The following is a 20,412-nucleotide window of genomic DNA, read 5'->3' on the forward strand; positions in this document are numbered from 1 at the left end:
ATATATGAAATTTATTACTAATAAATATATTGTTTATTTGTTGATCTTTGTAGCTTTTGTACAATTTTTCGTCGTTAAAGATTACGAGAATTTTGTTGATAAGAATGTTAGAAGTACAATCGAGAGTATTGAATATAAACTTGATTCTGCCAAAGAAACAGTCGGTGAGTTACAAAAGTTTAAAGAGAAAAATTGTGAAGAAATGATGTTACCTTTACAAAAGATTGTTGCTTTAAACCCAATGATAAATAGCATTTCATTTGTTCGCGATGGTGCTTACTATTGTAGCTCTATTGCTGGTAAGAAGGTGTCTTCTGCGGTATTACCTAAAAGAGAGATTCATATACATGAAAAGAATTACTTAACTGGAATGCCAAGTTTTTCTTATTATCATCAGTATAATGATGATCATGGGGTTCAATTTTACATGAAGGGGATCTCTGTCGATTTAGGCGATAGTCCGGTTGGCCATCTATCTTTATCAAATAAAGAATACGTGATATCAAAAAACAATGTATTTAGTGTGTATGTGCCAAATGAAAAGCAGACACATAAATCAGAAAAATACGATTTTGTAATTTTACTGGACTATAATGCTGAACTATCAATAAAAAATTATCTTATTAGTCATGTGCTTACGATTGTTATCGTCTTACTGCTAATCATGCTTATTAAAGTATTATCATTTAAGCTTTCGTTATTAGATATTGAATTGATAAGGCTAAAAAAAGCAATTAAAAACAATAAGATAGTTCCTTTCATACAACCTATTGTTGATGCTAATGAAAATATCATTGGAGGGGAGGTATTAGCTCGATGGATTACCTCTTCAGGTGAGGTTATTCCGCCGTTGTCTTTTATTCCTAAAATAGAAAAGTTTGGTTTAATTAACGCAATGACGAAATCCTTATTAAATCAGCTTAAAGTGTATGTAAATGAGCATCAGGTTCATGGATTAAAAGTAAGCGTAAATTTTACTGAAAGCTGTCTTTATGATGAAGAAATGTACGAATTGTGTAAAGAGTTATCGGGACACTTTATATTGATTTTAGAATTTACAGAATCTATGGAATTTGCAGATAAAAATAAGATAATTTCGTACATGGAAAAGTTTAGAAAAATTGGCGTTCAATTTTCCCTTGATGATTATGGAACAGGCTATTCATCATTGAAATATCTAAACTATTACCAGTTTGATGTTATCAAAATTGATAAATCATTTATTGATGATATAGAAACGAATCAGCACTCTATCAAAATTATCGAGAACATTATCTTATTAGCCAATAATTTAGATATTCAATTAGTTGCGGAAGGTGTTGAGAACCATCGACAAAAGAAAATTCTTAATGATTTGAACATTTCAGCACAGCAAGGATTTTATTATTTTAAGCCAATGCCTTTGGATAATTTTCATTCCATAATGCGTGATTAAAACAGAAGAGGGAAATAAATGATGTTTATTTCCCTTTTTTTATTTTTGCATCAGGATTAGGTAGTAGTCTAGTTAACTTAAGAATTTTTCTATATCAACGTCATCACATTGTTCTGGTTTTAAATAGGCATCTGCATACTTTTTATATAAACCAGAGGTTAAGAATAAATCAAATAGATCACTATCAATGTGTTGATCTTTTACCATAAAGTGCATTATTTTGAGAGATTCCGTTAAGGTTTTGGCTTTCTTATATGGACGATCGTGACTGGTTAAGGCTTCAAAAATATCAGCTATCGCCATCATTTTTGCGGTTAATGGCATTTGTTCTGACGTAAGGCCCATAGGGTAGCCTGTACCATTCACTTTCTCATGATGACCGCCGGCTATCTTTGCAATGTCCTTCATTGTTTTTGGAAAGGGAAGGGCTTCTAACATTTGAATTGTTTGAATTATATGGTTGTTTATTACAAAGCGCTCTTCGTTATTCAGTGTTCCTCGTTGAATTAACAAATTGTAGATTTCACCGAGATTATTTTCATATTGAGTTGGTTGTAATGTGAATCGCTCATCATGGGGAAGATCAATTTCTCTTGGGATTAAGTGGGATAGATTATCTTGTAACAGGTTTACCTTGGAAGGTACTTTTTGGTTGTCGGAGTCATTTAGTCGCTCCTTTTCTTCCAATGCAAGGCCAAGACTGGAATCCAAAGTTTGTATCCATGTTCGTTGGCTAATCTCTTGTATTTGCATTGCGTCTTGTTCAGATAAGAACTCCTCACCGACATTCATTTTTGCAATGAAAGTAAATTCGTCATCAAGTTTCTGCCACTCACTGTGTAATTTTTCTTTATTCTCTTGAGGGAGTTCTGGATTAAATGCTCGCTTCCATTGTTCGATTTCGGCATCACGCTTTAATACTTCGAACCGAGTTCTTATCTCATGGATGCGGTTGTAGATAGTTTCTAGTTTTGTCGCTTTATCAACAATGTGTTCTGGCGTTGTTATTTTGCCGCAGTCATGTAACCACGACGCCATTCTTAATTCTTCTTTTTGTATGCTGTTTAATGTGAAATGTTTAAATTTGGGTGATGAAGATTGATCTGCAACTTCTGCGATCCATTGTGTTAATACTGGTACTTTTTGACAGTGATTCCCCGTATAAGGTGACTTAGTATCGATAGCACTAGCCATGACTTGAATGAATGATTCAAGTAAGTTTTTTTGGTTTTGTAACATTTTCCGGCCATGGAGAGCGATGGCAGTAAAATTCATTAATGATTCAAAGTAATCAAGTTTATTATTACGTATAGCTTCACTATCCTTAATATCAAAAACTAATACCATAGCGCCAATAGTTTGCTTTCCTTTTGTGAATAATGGGAAAGTGAGTGACCATGTATCTTCGTCTTTTAGTCCCAGTTTTTCTTGTTCATTTATGTCGAGTTTTTGAATACTTAAATCTTCAAAAGGTTTCTTTTTAACTAGGATGTATTCCAGATTTTTAGCTATCTCTTTGTCGTCGAGAGAGTAACGTTTTAATTCGCTAATATCTTCATTTTTTGTGTTTGCACGCCATGCAAAATGAGGCTCTATGTGTGTTTCATCATCATTAATGAGATAAAGGTAGGCTCCTGCCGCTTGTGTTGCGTCAGCTGTATTCCGTCCAATGATTTGTATTAGTTCATCAATCTCATGCTCTTCCAATATGGTATTGGTTAAGTTGAAGTAGTTTTCAATAGCGGATTTCATGCTCGTAACGGATTTATTGAGGTTATCTATTTCTAATATTTTTGTTGGTGATTGCTTGAGCTGAGAAAAATCGAATTTTGATATTAATTGAGCTTGTTCTGTTGCTTGTTTGATAGGTTTGGAAATGCGTTGTGATACAAAATAGACACAAGGAATGGAAAGACAAAGTACTAAAAAAGACCATAAGATAGCTTGATTGCGAATAACGGATGCACTTGATAAAAGCTCTGATGCTTTTACCGCGACTAATAAATTTAACGTTCGTTCTTGATTAATAGGGACAGAAAAGATTTTTCCATACCAATCTTCATCGTTATGTTGGTATCGTTGTATTTCTTGGTCTAAATGAAGTTGTTTTAATGCCGTCAGTGCACTTTGATTGAATATGTCTTTTAACATAACGGCTTTATTATTTATTTCAGCATGAGCGTTGTAGTTGCTGGCATAAACAGTACTCTCTTCATCATAAAGTACTCTTACCGATGAGTTGTGATTTGAGGTGCTTTTTAATACCTCATCGACCTTGAACATGAGTAGATCTGCACTAACAACCACATCATTGTCCGCTTTTTGATGAATGGTTAAGCCAAACTGGTTAATGGCGCTGAAATAACGAGGTTTAGATAAAATGGTTTGATTTACCGTTGAATTTTTAAACCAATCTTCATTTCTAGGATCCTTTCTAGGGATCTCAAATATCTGAGAATCAATGAGCTTATTGGTTTTATCATAAAAATAGATGGTACTTGTTACTTTTGTTCGTAAGGGGATATCTATAAAGTAAAAGTGAGCGGAAGCTGGGGCATTTAATTCCTTTCTTAAAGATTGGTTTTCAATAATACCGACACCAAACCAGTCCCCATTAGGGTAAGTAATACGATAGGTTGATACATGATTATGCAGTTTTAAAAGCATTAATAGTTCAGAAAAGTAAGCTTTGCGCTCTTCTAATGTATTGGTTTTTATTATTTCTTTTTTGGATAACTCTTCAATGGCATTAAAGGCTGGTCGATACTCATCTTGCATTGAAAAGCGAGTCTCATTGGCTATTCGGTCAAAGATGGTTGAGTTTGCTTCAAGTAGAATGTCATTCATGCTCTTATTGGCTAGCAAGATTTGTGTTGTACATATGATAGCGATCATCATTATAAATAATGTAGAGATATGGACATGCAATGGAAAGATGAGTTTAGCTCTTATTGTTCTTATTATTTGTTTCATAATGCACCATTTATCATTAACCTATAAATAAACGTAGTTTATAAATGAAAAAAGATCCGAGAATATTATTCACGGATCTTTAGGTGCTAAGGTATTAATTATTGTTGAACGGCCGCTTTTGATTCTTCAATTAGCTGTTCTTTTGTTAGCGATTTTTCATATTGGCTGTATTTCCACCATGCAAACCCAAGGAAGATTACGATGCCACCAACGTTGTAGAAAATGATAGTCATAATGTCAGCACCTGTTGGGAAGGTTGAAGCAAAGAAACCAACCGTAAAAATACTAATAAGAATAGAAACTACGACTAAACCAGTAAAGCGAGAGCCCATTCTGAAATCACGCTCTAGGTGATCCAGTTTTAAACGTAGGTTTAAGTAAGCAATCATGATGAACAGTGGTGGAAGCATAGAAGCCGCCGCTGTCATGTTAATGATAGTACTCATTAAGTCTTGTACCGTATCTGATGCCAATGTTGGGATGAACATCAGTGGAATTACGATTAAGAATTGAATCCATGCAGCACGTTCTGGAACCCCTTGTTTGTTTAAAGCTACTGTTTTTTCACCAAAAATACCTTTTGGAATTTCAGAGAAGAAGATTTTAACTGGTGTTGCAGTCCACATTAGTAGCGAGCCAAGCATTGCTGTAAATGAAACCACACCAACAAAGCGATTCATTAAGATTTCAGATAAACCAAAGTGTCTTGCTAAACCTTCAAATACTTGAACTGAACCACCAGTAAACTTAAGAACTTCACGAGGTACAAATACGTTCGCTAAGATAGAGCCAACAGAGTAAAGCGCACCGATAAAGATACCTGCGATGATGATAACTTTAACGAAAGACTTATGACCACCTTTGATGTCGTTAACGTAAACCGCTACCGATTCAGCACCGCCAGCTGCCATGAAGATCCATGTGATTACACCAAGGAATGCCCAGTTAAATGATGGAGTCATTGCTTCAATGGTAATCGGATCTGCAGGTTCAATACCGCCAATTAATGCTCCACCTGATAATAGAATGTAAGACAGAGTAAGCAGAAGCATTAATGATGAGGTTAAAGAAGTAATTGGGCCTAATAATTTTGCACCGTTATTGGATACATGAGTCGCTACTGCAAATAATAAGGTACTTAATACTGCCGTAGTTAGTGGAGTAAATATGTATTCAAACCCTAAGAATGCATAAGAGGCATAAGCGATGATTCTTGGTAGAAGTGAGGTGAAGAAAAATAGGTTAACAAACCAATAAGTATAAGCGGTAATGAAAGCCCAACGACCACCTAATGAACTTTTTACCCAAGCGTATACGCCGGCTTCTGAGTTTTTATTTAAAGATACAAATTCGGCTACGATTAAACAGAATGGAACAAAATAGAAGAGGGTAGCTAAGAAGAACATGGGTGCAGAAGATAGCCCGATTTCAATATTGTTGTTAATGATATTATTGAAGCTATAAACTGCAGCAAAAGTCATAGACAGTAAAGCGAATTTGCCTATCGTGCCACGAGTTGATGTAGACATAAGGTACTCCGATGAATCACATATTGTAGGGATACCAATCCATTTATTATATAAGTAATGGTATTGGTGTGGAGGGATTTGGTCATGGTTGGAACCAATCCCTCCTTATTTTTTGGCTCTGAATGTAGTTTCAGATACCGTTTTATTATTGTTTTATTACGGTGTTGCTTAGTTTACTTATTCAGGAAATAGCCATCTTCGATTGTGACTTTTAATACCACTTTACGAACACGATTATCACCATGGAATTTATAGGCTTTGGTGTTATCAAATACGGCTACTTGACCTTCACAAAGCTGGTGTTTTTGACCATTACCGTTTAGATGCTCACGGTCGGTTTCATCTGAATACGCTTGCACACTTTCTAGTTCAGATTTACTCGCCACTTCAACGGTTTCACGACCTTCTAGGTAGTAATGGATATCAAAGTATCGGCGGTTACCAACAAAGGTTTCTGTATTTTTAGCAATGCCATCTTCAATCATGTAAACCAGAGAATCGCCAATGGAATACATTATTCCATCACGTAGATTGCCAATGTTTTCAATTGCTTCTACACAACGATTCCATTTACGGCCGTCGCGATATACCACTTTAAATTGTTCTAAGTTGTCTAAAATGATCATTACTTTTCTCCGCCTTCAATTGTTGTTTTTGAAGTGAATGCTGTGTTTGAGATGAATGTGTGATTCGCCAATGCTTTTGGTGAACAGCCACCTTGTTGAAATGGAACCAAAGTCAGTGCGTATTGGAATTTATCCATGTAAACACGGTATGAATCTAATACTTCTGAACCCCATGAATTTGAACCTAACCCCATTAACTTATGGTCAAGGTTTAAAGTGATATAACCACTCTTCTCAAGCTCAATGGTGTGCTGCGCTTCATGAATGTTTTGGTTAGTGTAGAACCAAGCACTGAAGTTGATTTCTTGCTCAGGTTTAACAAACAGACCACTACCATGACGGTTAGCAAGCGATGCCCAACGAACTTGTTGACGGTTGCCATTATTTTGTGGGAACGGGTAGTTCTCAAACATATCAGCAACGGTGGTTTGGTATACATCAATCATGTTTGCTTGTTGGCTGTCTTGATAGTTTTCTTCTGGGCCACGACCATAGTATTGAACTTGGTCAAAGTCATTGTTGATACCAAGATCCAAACCAATTACAGGGATAACATGAGGGTAATCACCGTAACGCTCACCAGAGAGTTGAATGTTTAGCTGACCTTCTTTGTTAATTTCGTAAACGTAAGTACAACGCATGCCAAAATCAAACACAGGTGGGGCAATAATGCTGGTTACTGTGAAAGTCGCTTTACCGTTTGAGGCATCAAGTTCAATAGAGCGGAAATGCTCTTGCATGATTTGAAGATGCGCAGGCTCCCACAGACCTTCATGTTCCTGCTTATGGTTATCAACCATTGGTTTAAAGAAGTTCAGTTTAGGTGCGCTTGCAATTAACTCATCACCATTCACAACCCACGAGGTTAGTTTACCGTTCACTTTCGAGAAAGTAAGTGCGAAGTTCAGCCCTTTTACTACATAATCCAAACGAGACGCTGTGATATCAAGTGCGATTGCATTGCTGTTTGTGAAGACAGGCAGTTGCTCTGTGTTCTCTTTTAATTGAACTTGGTAAACCGCAATATCGTGATTCGCTTCGCTGTATAGAGTGCGAGAATCTTTACGTACTGTGAAATTAACGAATGTTTCGCGTCCATCCAGTTCAGGTAGTGTTATTTCAATATCTCGGCTTGAGTTTTCAGTTAAGCCTTCCACTTTGAATGTTGTGCTTTGTAGCGTTTCGCCTTCAGCACGGATCTCAGCGGTAATGGTGTAGTCATCAAGGTTTGAGAACCATAGCTTGTTATCGACAGTGAAAACACCGTTTGCTGCGTCTTTTGCACGGATTTTAACTGGCGCGATAACTTGCTTATATTCTTTTAAGCCAGGACCCGGAGTTTGGTCTGAATAAACTAAGCCATCCATACAGAAGTTGTAGTTGTTTGGATAATCGCCGTAATCACCGCCGTATTTTAAGAACTCTGTGCCGTTTTCATCTTTAGCAAGAATACCGTGATCACACCATTCCCATACGTAATGACCTTGAATAGAATCATGCTTGTAGAATACGTTTTGGTATTCAGTTAATCCGCCAGGGCCATTACCCATTGCGTGTGCGTATTCACAAATAATACGTGGTTTATTGTGTGGATGTTCACCAAAAGCATTCATTAGTTGAGCACGAGAATACATAGTACTGATGATATCAACGACTTCAGCATCACGATCTTCTTCATAATGAACTAGACGAGTGTCATCAATTGCTTTTGCTGCATCGTACATAGATTTGATGTTACAACCATAGCCTGATTCGTTACCCAGTGACCACATGATGATAGATGCGTGGTTCTTTTGGGCGTGAATGTGACGCTCAATACGCTCTACAAATACATGCTCCCATGCAGGATCATTGGTAATGCGGCTTAAATCACCAACGTTAGCAAAGCCGTGCGTTTCTACATCGGTTTCACCCATAACAAACAGACCGTACACATCACACAGTTCATAAAAACGTGGGTCGTTAGGGTAGTGTGCAGTACGTACCGAGTTGATGTTGTGTTGTTTCATTAAAACAATGTCTTTCTCAACACGGTCCATACCTACAGCGCGACCTTTTAAATGGTCGTTATCGTGGCGGTTCACACCATGAAGCATGACGTATTTGTTATTGATGTAGAACAGACCGTCGCGTACTTTAATATCACGGAAACCAACTCGATTTGGAATGATTTCTAGTGTTTTACCGTTTTCATCTTTTAGAGTTAGGATTAGTTGGTATAGGTAAGGGTTTTCTGCTGTCCAATGCGTAGGGCTTTCCATATCGATATTGATATCAACGCAATGGTTCGCATCAAAAGAAAGCGAATTGACTGTGCCTTCAGAAACGACAGTTTGACCATCAAACAGTGCGTAACCTAGTGAATAATTAGATACTGAGTTATTTGTTAGGTTTTCTAAATCTGCTTTACAAGATAATGTTGCACTTTGGTAGTTTTCATCAAAATCAGTGCGGATAGTAATGTCTTGAACGTGTACTTGCTCTTTACCTACTAAGTAAACATCACGGAAGATACCGCCAGTCCACCACATGTCTTGGTCTTCAATGTAAGTGGAGTCAGCCCATTGCATAACACGAACAGATAGCAGGTTTTCACCTTGTTGTGCAAATTCAGAGATATCAAATTCAGCGGTTAAACGACTGCCTTTACTAAAACCAACATAATTACCATTTACGTAGACTTCAAAGTAAGTCTCTACACCATCAAATTTGATGATGGTTTGTTTGTTGTTCCATGTTTCACCTAAAGTGAACGTGCGTTGGTAAGCACCTGTTGGGTTATCGCTTGGTACAAAAGGAACATCAATCGGGAAAGGAAAACCTTCATCTGTGTATTGAAGATCGCCATGACCTTCCATTTGCCACATGTTAGGAACCGTAATATTGCCCCAATCACTCATGTGTTGAGAATAAAATTCTTCAGGAACAAGTAAAGGATTAGTAAAGAAATTGAATGTCCATTGACCACTTAATAATTGGTAATGACTGCTTAATTCACGTTGGAATGTACGAGCAGCTTGAACTGAGTCATATGAGAAGAAGTAAGCGCGTGGAGCCATGCGGTTCTCATTTAAGCGGAAGAAGTTTTCCCAATTGTTCACGTGTAGCCTCCCGGTCAGTGCCGATAGTTCTTATAAATAGGTAAATATAAATCGTAGTAAATAACTCTCTGGTAAAAGATATTAACTAAAGTTTTAGTAAAACAAATCGGTAAATTCTTTTACTTTTAACTTGGTCACATAATGAACTGAGCTTTGTGAGCGTGGTAACGTTAATCAAGTGTATTGATACAATTCATTAACTTAAATGGCTGCTTTTGGATGATATAAGAACAAAGTGATGAATATGTGTTCGAAAAGGATAGGAGGAGTAAAGGGGGAGTTATTAATATAAAAAAAGCAACGCCATAAACGTTGCTTAATGTAGGTAGTAAACTTATTGGAATATTTTACTTTTTAGTCGTATCACGTAAGCGTAATTTACTTGGAATATAAACACGTACTGGGATCGCACGTTCATCACGACGACGTTCAAGTAATAAGTTAATGCCTTGGCTTCCCATTAGTTCAGAGTGGATTCGAACCGTTGATAAAGAAGGGAAAGTAAATTTAGCTGTTGGAATATCATTAACACTGATTAAAGCAATGTCTTCAGGGATACGTAATCCTTTTTCATGGATAGCACGTAAAACGCCAATAGCAATCGAATCTGAGGCAATAAACCACGCATTTGGGTAATCTGTTTCTAGCATCTCTTTTGCAAGCTTGTAACCCGATGAACTAGAGAAATCACCACGATAGAGATCCGATTCGGATACCACGCCTTTTAGTTGACCATATTCAGCGAATACTTCTTCACGAATGTCTGAACAGTTTTCATCATCTTGACCACCAATAAAACCAATACGTTGGTAACCTTGATTCATGAAGTAGTTAATTACTTCTTTACTGATACGAGCAAGATCGATATCGACAGAATCAAAGTTTTGTTCATGATCGGTATAATCAATATAAACAATGTTTTTGCTGATTTTTTGAATCGCTTTTAATTGTTCTTTAGTTTGACGACCAACCAGTAAAATACCATCAACTTTTGAGTTCTTGATGTCTAAGCTGCTTTCATAACTATTGGTTAATGTAATATCAAACTTATCACATTGGGTTTCAATACCATGGCGAATAGCAAGGTAATATGGGTCGTTTACTTCGGTCTCTTGCTTGTAATTGTATAGAGCAAGAAAGTGTAATTGCTCTTTTGCTATTTTGGGTAATGCACTGGCTAACTTGCGAGTCGAGCTTGTTTTATATTCAAGCTTTTCTGCTATTTCAAAAATACGTCGCTTTGTTTCTTCTTTTACGCTTAGCGTCGGGTCTTCATTCAAGACACGAGAAACCGTTGCCAATGAAACTTCAGCTTCGTTGGCTATTTCCTTTAACGTTGCCATTCATCCTCCAGCCTTTAATTTTATAATATTGCTCCATGTTACTTAATAAATGATGATTTTGATACTTAAAAATGGCTTTTACTAAAGTTTTACTGTGGTTGCTATTGAGATTTTTGATATAGGAAGCCAATAGGGGCAATAGCTTGATTAAATAGACGTTTTTTTTGAGCTAAAAAAAGCTCAGCAGTTGAAATAGCATCGACTAAAGCGTGATGAGCGGGGTAGTCCGGTAGCTTGTATTGACGTCTAAGGGAAAATAAACGGAAATCTCTTTGATAACGGTTTTGTTGAATTGTATTTTGTTCAATTCTAAGCGTATCTAGCCAAATTATAGGCAAATTGGGCAATTGTAGAGAAAGGAAAAATTGCTCTAAAAACCGCTGCTCAATGGTTGCACCATGAACAACAAGAATATTGCTGGGTAAATTTGAAAAGAAACATTCCATTGCCTCTTCGAGTGAAATCCCCATTTTTTGTTGCTCAGGTAAAATGTGATGCAATGAGCGTGCAGTATGCTCTCTTTCTTCACGTTTATTCTCTGCACTTATTGAGGTTGGTTCATTGATGATATGGTGCTGGGCACTGCTGAGTTTGATTACGCCATCAATAATATGAACCCAACCAATGCTCACGATATGATCGGTTTCGGATTTAACCCTGAGGTTTCAAAATCCACAACGGTGAATGCCATATCACTGCTGTTTTCTTTTGGGCCTGGATAAGGTGATTTAAGAAAATGGGCTAAATAATTAGGTAGCGTTAAATTTTGTTCAATTAATGCTTGTCTCTGCTCCTCTAAACGGTGCAATGGATGGCGATTAGAGAATAGATCCATCATATGAGTGATGATATTTTTGTTCTTTAATGATTTATCAGGCATGTACTAGACACCAAATTTCATTTTCATTAATTCTTGAAAGTTTGAAACGATACGAAACGCATCTTTTAAATGCTGACGTTCAAAACTACCAAATAAATCAGGCTGTAGTTGACTATCAATGGGTGTGTCATTTTGAATCGCTTTTAATTGGTGTTGGAAACGCAAGCGATTTGCATAATGATAAGTTTCATTGAGATCTTGATATGTTGAATCGTTAAGAACACCGACTTGGTGTAAAAATTCCATGCGCTCTGTGGTATTTAATGCAGTACCTTCTTGTAGTAGTGAATAAATACGGATGAAATCAACCATACAAGAAATTGCGGCTTTTTTGATATTCAACACCTTATTATTGTTACCATCTTTTTCTAATACCAAATGCTTAAAGATGCCCAGTGGTGGGCGAGTTCTTAATGTATTACGTACAAGGGCAACGGTTAACTGCATATTATTGCTTACCAGTTCATGGCGGCAGGAATCAACAGAGTCAAAGAGTGCTTCATCCCCATAAATTGGACGAATTTCTAAAAATACATTCAGATTAAGCAATAACTCGTATTCAGGGTTATTACTCCATTTACGGTAATATTCTTGCCAGATCTCAGCTTTTTGGCACCATTTCGGTGTAGCTGCCATAAAGCGACCTTTACATAAGGTGTAATCTAATTCTGAGAGTGCTTTACATACGTACATCGAGAAATGATTAAAATAGATTCTGTCTGATTCTGTCGCATCGTTAGCAAGGATAATGGCATTATCTTGATCTGATGCTAAATGAACTTCATTTCGAGCATGAGAGCCTGCGACTATCCATGTAAATTTACAAGGTGGCTGACCGAATTGTTCAATGGCAAGTTCGATTAACCGGTACGTAAATGCATCATAAATCATACTCAGTACTTGCCCAATAATACTTGGTGATGAATTGCTTTCCATCATCCCCTGAAACACAGCACTTCGTTGTTTGGATAAATCAATTAACGTCGAGATGGAGTCAGCGTGACGAATTTTATCTAGCAAGAAAATAGATTGAACACTGTCATTTTGAATTAAATGTTGTGGGGTGATGAAGCCTGTAACTTGCTTTTGATGATTAAGTACAGGAATATTTTGAATATTATGTTTCATCATCAATTGAACAGCCGACATCACTAAATCATCTTCATACACGGTATGAATTTCTTTGGTCATGATAGTTGAGATAGGGTCATTAACATTTTTTGCTTGAGCAACTACACGTTTCGTCATGTCCTTATCGGTGATCATTCCAATTAGATGTTTATTTTCATCGACAATAAAAGCACATGAAACGCCAACCACATTACGCATTTGATGAGCTACAGCTTGAATCGTATCGGTAGGGGAGGCAATCGCTATGGTTGAATCCGCAATATCACTGTTAGGACGAAGGTAGTTTTGATGCGCATGCTGTTGGTTGTCTTGTTTACTATCCTGCGCTCGCAAACGCGTTTTTAAACTTAAAGCAAGAGATGAAGCGACTTGAGGATAAGCCTCCACTGACGCCATTAGTGATGTGTAGTCAAAGCGATATAGAAGCGTATTTTCTATGGCAAAAATGGAATAGCCAAATTCTGAGTCATTTTGCTGTAGGTTAAAGCCAAAGATATCTTCAGAGCCTAGTTTGGCACGCAATGTTCCATCAAGATTATTCTGTTGTACTACACCTGTACGAATAATATAGAGATGGGTAGCGTTATCTTCATGAGAAATGGTTTCTTCAGGACCAAGCAATAAGATATCGACAGTTTGAGCAATATCATTGAGTGTTGTTTGTGGCAGTAAATCAAAAGGAGGTATTGTTTGTAAGAAGGAAACAATATTCGGGAGGAGTTCATTATTCATATTGTTCATACCTTCTTATTACGGTCTATTTTGATTGATTATGACGTTACGCCCAGTAAACATTGCAGGCTATTCATATTAATTGCAACCAACTGATAATTAATATGAATAGCCCCATCATTGGATGAGGCTAGAGAAGATTACCAGAATACTGAGTACAGCACTGCAAGAATAATCACAACAACGTAAGCTGCAATATTAAAATTACGTTCTGTCGCAAACATGGAAGAGTCTAATGCGATAGCTTTAGGATCATCATCATGATCTGAGTAACTTAGACTCGTGAATGCAATCACTGCCATAGTAAACAGAAGTGTGTATAGCATTTGATCCATAAACGGCATGTTTAATGGCATAAATTTTAAGAACAGTGCAAATGGGATTGATACAATTACACCAATAACTGCACCTTTACTGTTGGTTTTCTTCCAAAATAGACCTAGTAAGAAGACCGCCAAGATACCTGGGCTTACTAAACCTGTGTATTCTTGAATATATTGGAATGCTTGACCAAGGTTACTTAGCATTGGAGCGATTAAACAAGCGACAACTAAAGCCACGATAGCTGAAATACGACCCACGTTTACAAGCTTGTGATCGCCTGCTTTTTTACCAACAAATTCTTTGTAGATATCCATTGTGAATATGGTAGCCGTTGAGTTCAGCATCGAAGCTAATGATGACACAATTGCTGCGGCTAATGCGGCAAATACAATGCCTTTAAATCCAACAGGTAAGAATTGTGTTAGCCATGGATAAGCTTTATCTGCATGAGCAAGCGTAGGAACGTTGGACGTTGCAATACTTCCAAGTTGTGACATCAGCTCTGGAGAAGTGGTAATTACGTAAGCAGCGATCCCCGGAACGACGACTAGGAATGGTACGAGTAATTTTAAGAAAGCAGCGAAAATAATCCCTTTTTGAGCTTCAGCAATAGATTTAGCCGCTAATGTTCTTTGAATGATGTATTGGTTAAAGCCCAGTAGTATAGGTTTGCAACCCATAGACCACCAATAAGAACTGCGATACCCGGTAAGTTCATATATTGAGGATTACTTTGATCTAAAATCATTTCAAAGTGGCCTGGTGCAGCCGTCGCCATTTTTGATAAACCACTAAACAACCGTCAGTACCGCCGATGAAATCAACAGCCATGTAAGTGGTTAATAGGCCACCAAGGATCAAGAAGAATACTTGAATCACGTCAGTCCAAACAACCGCTGATAACCCACCGTAAATAGAGTAGGCCAATGCAAATAATGCTAAGCCAATAATTGAGTACATGAGTGGAATACCAAGAATCGTTTGCAGTGCAAGGCCGCCTAAGTATAGAACTGAGGTTAGGTTTACAAAGACATACAAGCAAATCCAAAATACCGCCAAAATGGTTTTTAAGTTTTTGTTAAAGCGTTTTTCTACAAATTCTGGAATCGTGTAGATGCCTTTATCGATAAAAATAGGCAAGAAATACTTACCAACAATGATTAAGGTTAGTGCTGCCATCCATTCATAGGAAGCAATCGCTAAACCGATAGAAAAGCCAGATCCTGACATTCCAATAAATTGTTCCGCTGAAATATTAGCGGCGATTAAGGATGAACCAACCGCCCACCAAGGTAGCGATTTCCCTGCGAGGAAATAATCTTCTGTACTTTTTTGAGAGCCTTTTTTATCTCTGGATACCCAGAGGCCAACGCCGATAATGATTGCTACATAGAGAGCAAAAACGATGATATCGACAATACCTAATCCATTTTCTACATGAGACATTGTATTAACCTACCACTTATTGTTTTGATTTGAGGTTGGATTGTAAACGTTTACAATTATCGTGGTGGTGATAGCTGTCACAAAATGTTACAAATGGTGTTATTTTCTTTGTGATTTTTTAAGTTGCTGTTTTTATTAACTTATATTATGGTTTGCTGGTTTCATTAGTTGTATTTATGTGCTTTTTTTTACTTTAGTGTAAACGTTTACATTTTTTGAAACTGATCACGATATTATTTTAAATTCGCTGATAAACTTTACTAAAATTTAGCAGGAAGGTTTAACCATGAAAGTATTAGTAACTGGTGGAATGGGTTATATCGGTAGCCATACGTGTATTCAAATGATTGAAGCAGGTATTGAACCAATCATTTTGGATAATTTAGGGAACAGTAAAGTTGCAGTGCTTGATCGCATTGAAGCGTTAACTCACGTTCGTCCTGTCTTTTATCAGGGAGATATTCGTGATGAAGCCTTTCTAGATAGTATTTTTGCAGAGCATTCTATTTCATCGGTTATTCACTTTGCAGGATTGAAAGCCGTCGGTGAGTCTGTTGCTAAACCTCTAGAGTATTACGACAACAACGTTAACGGCTCATTGGTTTTAGCTCGCTCAATGCGGAAAGCGAATGTAAAGAGCATCGTATTTAGCTCATCTGCAACCGTCTATGGTGATCCTGCCATTGTTCCTATTACTGAAAGTTCACCAACAGGTGCAACAACCAACCCATATGGCCGCAGTAAATACATGGTTGAAGAGTGTTTCTCTGATTTGTTTAATGCAGAGAACGATTGGAGCATCACCTTACTTCGCTATTTCAACCCAGTAGGTGCACACCCATCAGGCACTATGGGTGAAGATCCTCAAGGTATTCCAAATAATCTAATGCCATTTATTGCTCAAGTTGCTGTCGGTCGTCGTGAATCATTGTCTGTATTTGGTAATGATTATCCGACACCAGATGGAACAGGGGTTCGTGATTACATTCATGTAATGGATTTAGCCGATGGGCACATCGCCGCATTAAAAGCGGTGGGTGAAAAATCAGGCCTGCATATTTACAACTTAGGTACTGGTAAAGGCTCAAGTGTATTAGAAATGGTTGAGGCATTTTCTCAAGCATCAGGTAAGCCAGTTCCTTATACATTGTGCCCACGTCGTGCAGGTGATATTGCTGAATGTTGGGCCAGTACAGAAAAAGCAGAAAAAGAATTGGGATGGAAAGCGACTCGCAATGTAATGGAAATGAGCGCAGACACATGGCGCTGGCAGTCGAATAATCCTGAAGGTTATTAAAAGAGCTAAGGTTTCAGGTTTCAGGCTTCAGGCTTCAGGGAGGAGATTTATAAGATAGCTCTTCCTTGAATTAGCTAATCACTTTTAAAGAATTGAGTATAAAAATTATGTCAAATGTTGAGTTTAATCCTGTCGATCATCCGCATCGTCGTTATAACCCATTAACGGGTCAATGGATTTTAGTATCACCACATCGTGCGAAACGCCCATGGAGTGGTCAAGATGAAAAGCCATCGACAGAGCAACTACCACAATACGACAAAGGCTGTTTCTTATGCCCAACCAATGCTCGTATCTCTGGTGACACCAACCCAGATTATAAAGGCACTTACGTATTCAGTAATGATTTTGCTGCACTGATGACAGATTCACCAGAAGCGCCGCAATCATCTAATCCGCTATTTAAAACACAAGGGGTTCGTGGATTAAGTCGAGTGATTTGTTTCTCGCCAGATCACAGTAAAACCTTGCCTGAATTACCTGTAGGTCAAATTCGTAATGTGATTGATACATGGAATGATCAAATTGAAGAGTTAGGAAAAGAATACCTTTGGGTTCAAGCATTTGAGAATAAAGGCGAGACAATGGGCTGCTCTCAACCGCATCCTCACGGCCAAATCTGGGCAAACAGCTTCTTACCTAATGAGATTGAACGTAAAGAAAAACACCTTAAAGAGTATTACCAAGAACACGGTTCAAACTTGTTAGTTGATTATGTTGAATCAGAACGAAAAGATGGCGAGCGCACAGTCGTAGAAACGGAACATTGGATTGCAGTTGTTCCTTATTGGGCTGCATGGCCATTTGAAACCATGTTATTACCAAAAACACACATTCGTCGTATGAGTGAACTGACAGACGAACAACGTGATGATTTGGCGTTAGCCATTAAAAAACTAACCAGCCGTTACGACAACTTATTCCAGTGTTCATTCCCATATTCAATGGGTTGGCATTATGCGCCTTTCTTTGAAGAGGGCACTGACATTGAGCATTGGCAATTACATGCATTGTTTTATCCGCCACTGCTTCGTTCTGCATCGGTTCGTAAATTCATGGTGGGCTACGAAATGTTAGCCGAAAGCCAACGAGACTTAACTGCAGAGCAAGCCGCGCAAAAACTGCGTGATGTGAGTGATGTGCATTATAAGGATTAGGGACGAGGACGCTTCGCTAAAGGGTTCAGGGGTATTTTTTGTGACTATGGTATCTAACGAAGGTCACCCTGAAACCTGCAAGGAAGCTTGCGACCGACCTGAAACCTAAAAATAGAATTCCCTACAAAATTTTGAGAAAAGACTATGACAAACCTAATTAAAAACGTAAAAGACGCATTCAACTCAGTACTTTCTTACGCACCAACGCACATTGTCCAAGCGCCGGGTCGTGTAAATTTAATTGGTGAACACACCGATTATAATGACGGTTTCGTATTACCTTGTGCGATCAATTATCAAACGGTAGTGGCAGCGGCAAAGCGTGATGACAACATCGTTCGCGTGGTGTCGGTTGATTATGGTAATGAAACGGATGAGTTTGATATTACCCAAGAGATCACTTTCCAAGAAAACAAAATGTGGTCGAATTACATTCGAGGCGTAGTGAAATGTTTAATTGGTCGTGGCTATGAGTTTAAAGGTGCGGATATTTCGGTATCGGGTAACGTACCTCAAGGTGCCGGTCTTAGTTCATCAGCCGCATTAGAAGTCGTTATTGGTCAGACGTTTAAAGAACTGTATAACCTAAACATTAGCCAAGCAGAAATCGCACTGAATGGTCAGCAAGCTGAGAACGAATTTGTTGGTTGTAACTGCGGTATCATGGATCAAATGATCTCAGCAGAAGGCAACGAAAACCACGCGATGTTATTGGATTGTCGTTCATTAGAAACTACTGCGGTATCCATGCCAGAAGACATGTCAGTGGTTATTATTAACTCAAATAAAAAACGTGGATTAGTGGATTCGGAATACAACACTCGTCGCGAGCAATGTGAAGAAGCGGCTCGTATCTTTGGTGTGAAAGCACTGCGTGATGTGACTATCGAAGAATTTAACGCAAAAGCACATGAATTGGATGAAATGGTCGCAAAACGTGCGCGCCACGTGATTACAGAAAATGATCGTACCGAAGAAGCGGCAAAAGTGTTAGCGTCAGGGGACATGAAACGCATGGCGGTTTTAATGGCTGAATCTCATGCCTCAATGCGTGATGATTTTGAAATCACGGTTAGTGAAGTGGACACCTTGGTTGATATCGTTAAAAACGTGATTGGCGCAGAAGGTGGTGTACGTATGACAGGTGGTGGTTTTGGTGGATGTATTGTTGCCTTAGTTCCACCTATGTTAGTGGATGAAGTGAAAGCGGCCGTTGAAGAATTATATGAAGCGAAAACAGGCTTAAAAGAATCCATTTATGTTTGCCAAGCAACCAATGGTGCCGGTCTGGTTTTATAAGGAATAAAGATGATAGAACAATCAACATTGTTCGAAACCATGACTAAGGAGGCGACCAGCGATGGTCGCCTTGCTCAGTTATTCGAACTGAAAAATCAACATGGAATGTGTGCCGTATTTATGGATATTGGCGCAACGTGGTTAAGTTGCAAAGTGCCGGTTAAAGGTCAATTACGTGAAGTGTTGTTAGGGCAGTCAACCATGGCTGATTTTTTAGAACAACAAAGTTATATGGGGGTCACTGTTGGCCGCTATGCAAATCGTATCGCAAATGGCCAATTTAAAATTGATGGTATTAAACATCAAGTTGAAACTAATCAAGCAGGAAACACCTTACATGGTGGGCCTGAAGGGTTTAATAAACGTCGTTGGAACGTAGTAGAAGTAACAGAAAACAGTGTTGAATTTGGTTTGGTATCATCAGATGGGGATCAAGGTTTTCCCGGTGATCTCGATGTGACCGTAAAATATCAACTTACCAATGATAATGAAGTAGCCATTAGCTACAAAGCGAAAACGAATAAGACAACACCGGTTAACTTAACTAATCATGCTTATTTTAATTTACTTGGAGCGGACAGTGGACACTTAGGGATAGATCATATCTTAAGTATTAATTCGCAAGAGTTTGTACCAACGACAGAGTTTGGTATTCCTAAAGGGCAATGGAAACGAGTTAAAAACACGAATTTTGATTTCACTTCACCTAAAGTGATTTCGCAAGATTTCATGCTCGATAAAGACCAAGAAAAAGCCAAGGGATACGATCACTCTTTTGTTCTTGATAAATCTTGTTCTAAGGGAGAGAGCGCTGCGAGTTTAACCTCTCCAGACAGCTTGGTAACCATGCATGTATTTACCACTAAGCCGGCAATGCAGCTGTATACCGGAAATTGGTTAGCTAGCACACCAAATCGAGTGGGAGGGAGTATCAGGATTATTCTGGTATTGCATTAGAGACTCAATTCCTGCCTGATGCGTTAAATCACCCAGAATGGGATCACCCAAGTACCATTTTGCAACCAAATGAAACGTATCAACATCAAACTTGCTATCAATTTATTGTTTGATAGTTAAGGTCATTAGATAGAAAAAAGGAGCGATCATTCGCTCCTTTTGATTTCGTTCTTTTTATGGAC

14 protein-coding genes and 1 pseudogene are annotated in these 20,412 nt (G+C 38.1%); 5 read left to right on the forward strand and 10 right to left on the reverse strand.

Features of this window, described 5'->3' with window-relative positions; genetic code table 11:
- Positions 1-4 precede the first annotated feature (4 nt).
- Positions 5-1,435, forward strand: coding sequence for an EAL domain-containing protein (locus tag AAFX60_015810; GenBank protein XDF79868.1), 1,431 nt, complete (start codon positions 5-7; stop codon positions 1,433-1,435).
- Positions 1,436-1,507: 72 nt separating this feature from the next.
- Here the strand turns inward: AAFX60_015810 and AAFX60_015815 are convergent, their stop codons facing one another.
- The 10 genes from AAFX60_015815 to AAFX60_015860 form a co-directional block, all read right to left on the reverse strand.
- Complete coding sequence (locus AAFX60_015815; GenBank protein ID XDF79869.1) at positions 1,508-4,408, reverse strand: HD domain-containing phosphohydrolase; 2,901 nt, start codon at positions 4,406-4,408, stop codon at positions 1,508-1,510.
- Between the two features lie 98 nt (positions 4,409-4,506).
- Positions 4,507-5,937 (reverse strand): amino acid permease, encoded by a 1,431-nt coding sequence (locus tag AAFX60_015820; GenBank protein XDF79870.1) that lies wholly within the window; start codon positions 5,935-5,937, stop codon positions 4,507-4,509.
- A gap of 173 nt (positions 5,938-6,110) precedes the next feature.
- Entirely contained in the window at positions 6,111-6,563 is a 453-nt protein-coding gene (locus AAFX60_015825) for a beta-galactosidase subunit beta (protein ID XDF79871.1), read from the reverse strand.
- Positions 6,563-9,664 (reverse strand): beta-galactosidase subunit alpha, encoded by a 3,102-nt coding sequence (gene ebgA / locus AAFX60_015830; protein ID XDF79872.1) that lies wholly within the window; start codon positions 9,662-9,664, stop codon positions 6,563-6,565. The genes AAFX60_015825 and ebgA overlap by 1 nt, the downstream gene beginning before the upstream one ends.
- Before the next feature lie 347 nt (positions 9,665-10,011).
- The gene (gene ebgR, locus AAFX60_015835) at positions 10,012-11,007 is read right to left on the reverse strand and encodes a transcriptional regulator EbgR (GenBank protein XDF79873.1); all 996 of its coding nucleotides are present in this window, start codon (positions 11,005-11,007) and stop codon (positions 10,012-10,014) included.
- A 101-nt stretch (positions 11,008-11,108) separates the two neighbouring features.
- On the reverse strand, positions 11,109-11,639 hold the full coding sequence (locus tag AAFX60_015840) for a 3'-5' exonuclease (GenBank protein XDF79874.1): 531 nt from the start codon (positions 11,637-11,639) through the stop codon (positions 11,109-11,111).
- Positions 11,636-11,887, reverse strand: coding sequence for a hypothetical protein (locus AAFX60_015845; GenBank protein XDF79875.1), 252 nt, complete (start codon positions 11,885-11,887; stop codon positions 11,636-11,638). Before AAFX60_015845 ends, AAFX60_015840 begins: the two co-directional genes overlap by 4 nt.
- Positions 11,888-11,890: 3 nt before the next feature.
- Positions 11,891-13,750, reverse strand: a complete 1,860-nt coding sequence (locus AAFX60_015850) for a DUF294 nucleotidyltransferase-like domain-containing protein (protein XDF79876.1) — start codon at positions 13,748-13,750, stop codon at positions 11,891-11,893.
- 140 nt (positions 13,751-13,890) lie between these two features.
- Positions 13,891-14,754: a sodium/solute symporter gene (locus tag AAFX60_015855; protein ID XDF79877.1), complete on the reverse strand. Its 864-nt coding sequence runs from the start codon at positions 14,752-14,754 to the stop codon at positions 13,891-13,893.
- Between the two features lie 64 nt (positions 14,755-14,818).
- On the reverse strand, positions 14,819-15,520 hold the full coding sequence (locus AAFX60_015860; protein XDF79878.1) for a sodium/solute symporter: 702 nt from the start codon (positions 15,518-15,520) through the stop codon (positions 14,819-14,821).
- Positions 15,521-15,806: 286 nt separating this feature from the next.
- Between AAFX60_015860 and galE the strand changes: the two genes are divergently transcribed.
- From galE to galM, 4 genes and pseudogenes are all read left to right on the forward strand, one after another.
- The gene (galE, locus tag AAFX60_015865; protein XDF79879.1) at positions 15,807-16,817 is read left to right on the forward strand and encodes a UDP-glucose 4-epimerase GalE; all 1,011 of its coding nucleotides are present in this window, start codon (positions 15,807-15,809) and stop codon (positions 16,815-16,817) included.
- 107 nt (positions 16,818-16,924) lie between these two features.
- Positions 16,925-17,974, forward strand: coding sequence for a UDP-glucose--hexose-1-phosphate uridylyltransferase (locus AAFX60_015870; GenBank protein XDF79880.1), 1,050 nt, complete (start codon positions 16,925-16,927; stop codon positions 17,972-17,974).
- A 144-nt stretch (positions 17,975-18,118) separates the two neighbouring features.
- Positions 18,119-19,273, forward strand: coding sequence for a galactokinase (gene galK / locus AAFX60_015875; protein ID XDF79881.1), 1,155 nt, complete (start codon positions 18,119-18,121; stop codon positions 19,271-19,273).
- A 9-nt stretch (positions 19,274-19,282) separates the two neighbouring features.
- Positions 19,283-20,343, forward strand: a pseudogene (galM, locus tag AAFX60_015880) (galactose-1-epimerase).
- The last annotated feature ends 69 nt before the right edge of the window (positions 20,344-20,412 follow it).

Source organism: Aliivibrio fischeri (assembly GCA_038993745.2).
Classification (GTDB): domain Bacteria; phylum Pseudomonadota; class Gammaproteobacteria; order Enterobacterales; family Vibrionaceae; genus Aliivibrio; species Aliivibrio fischeri_B.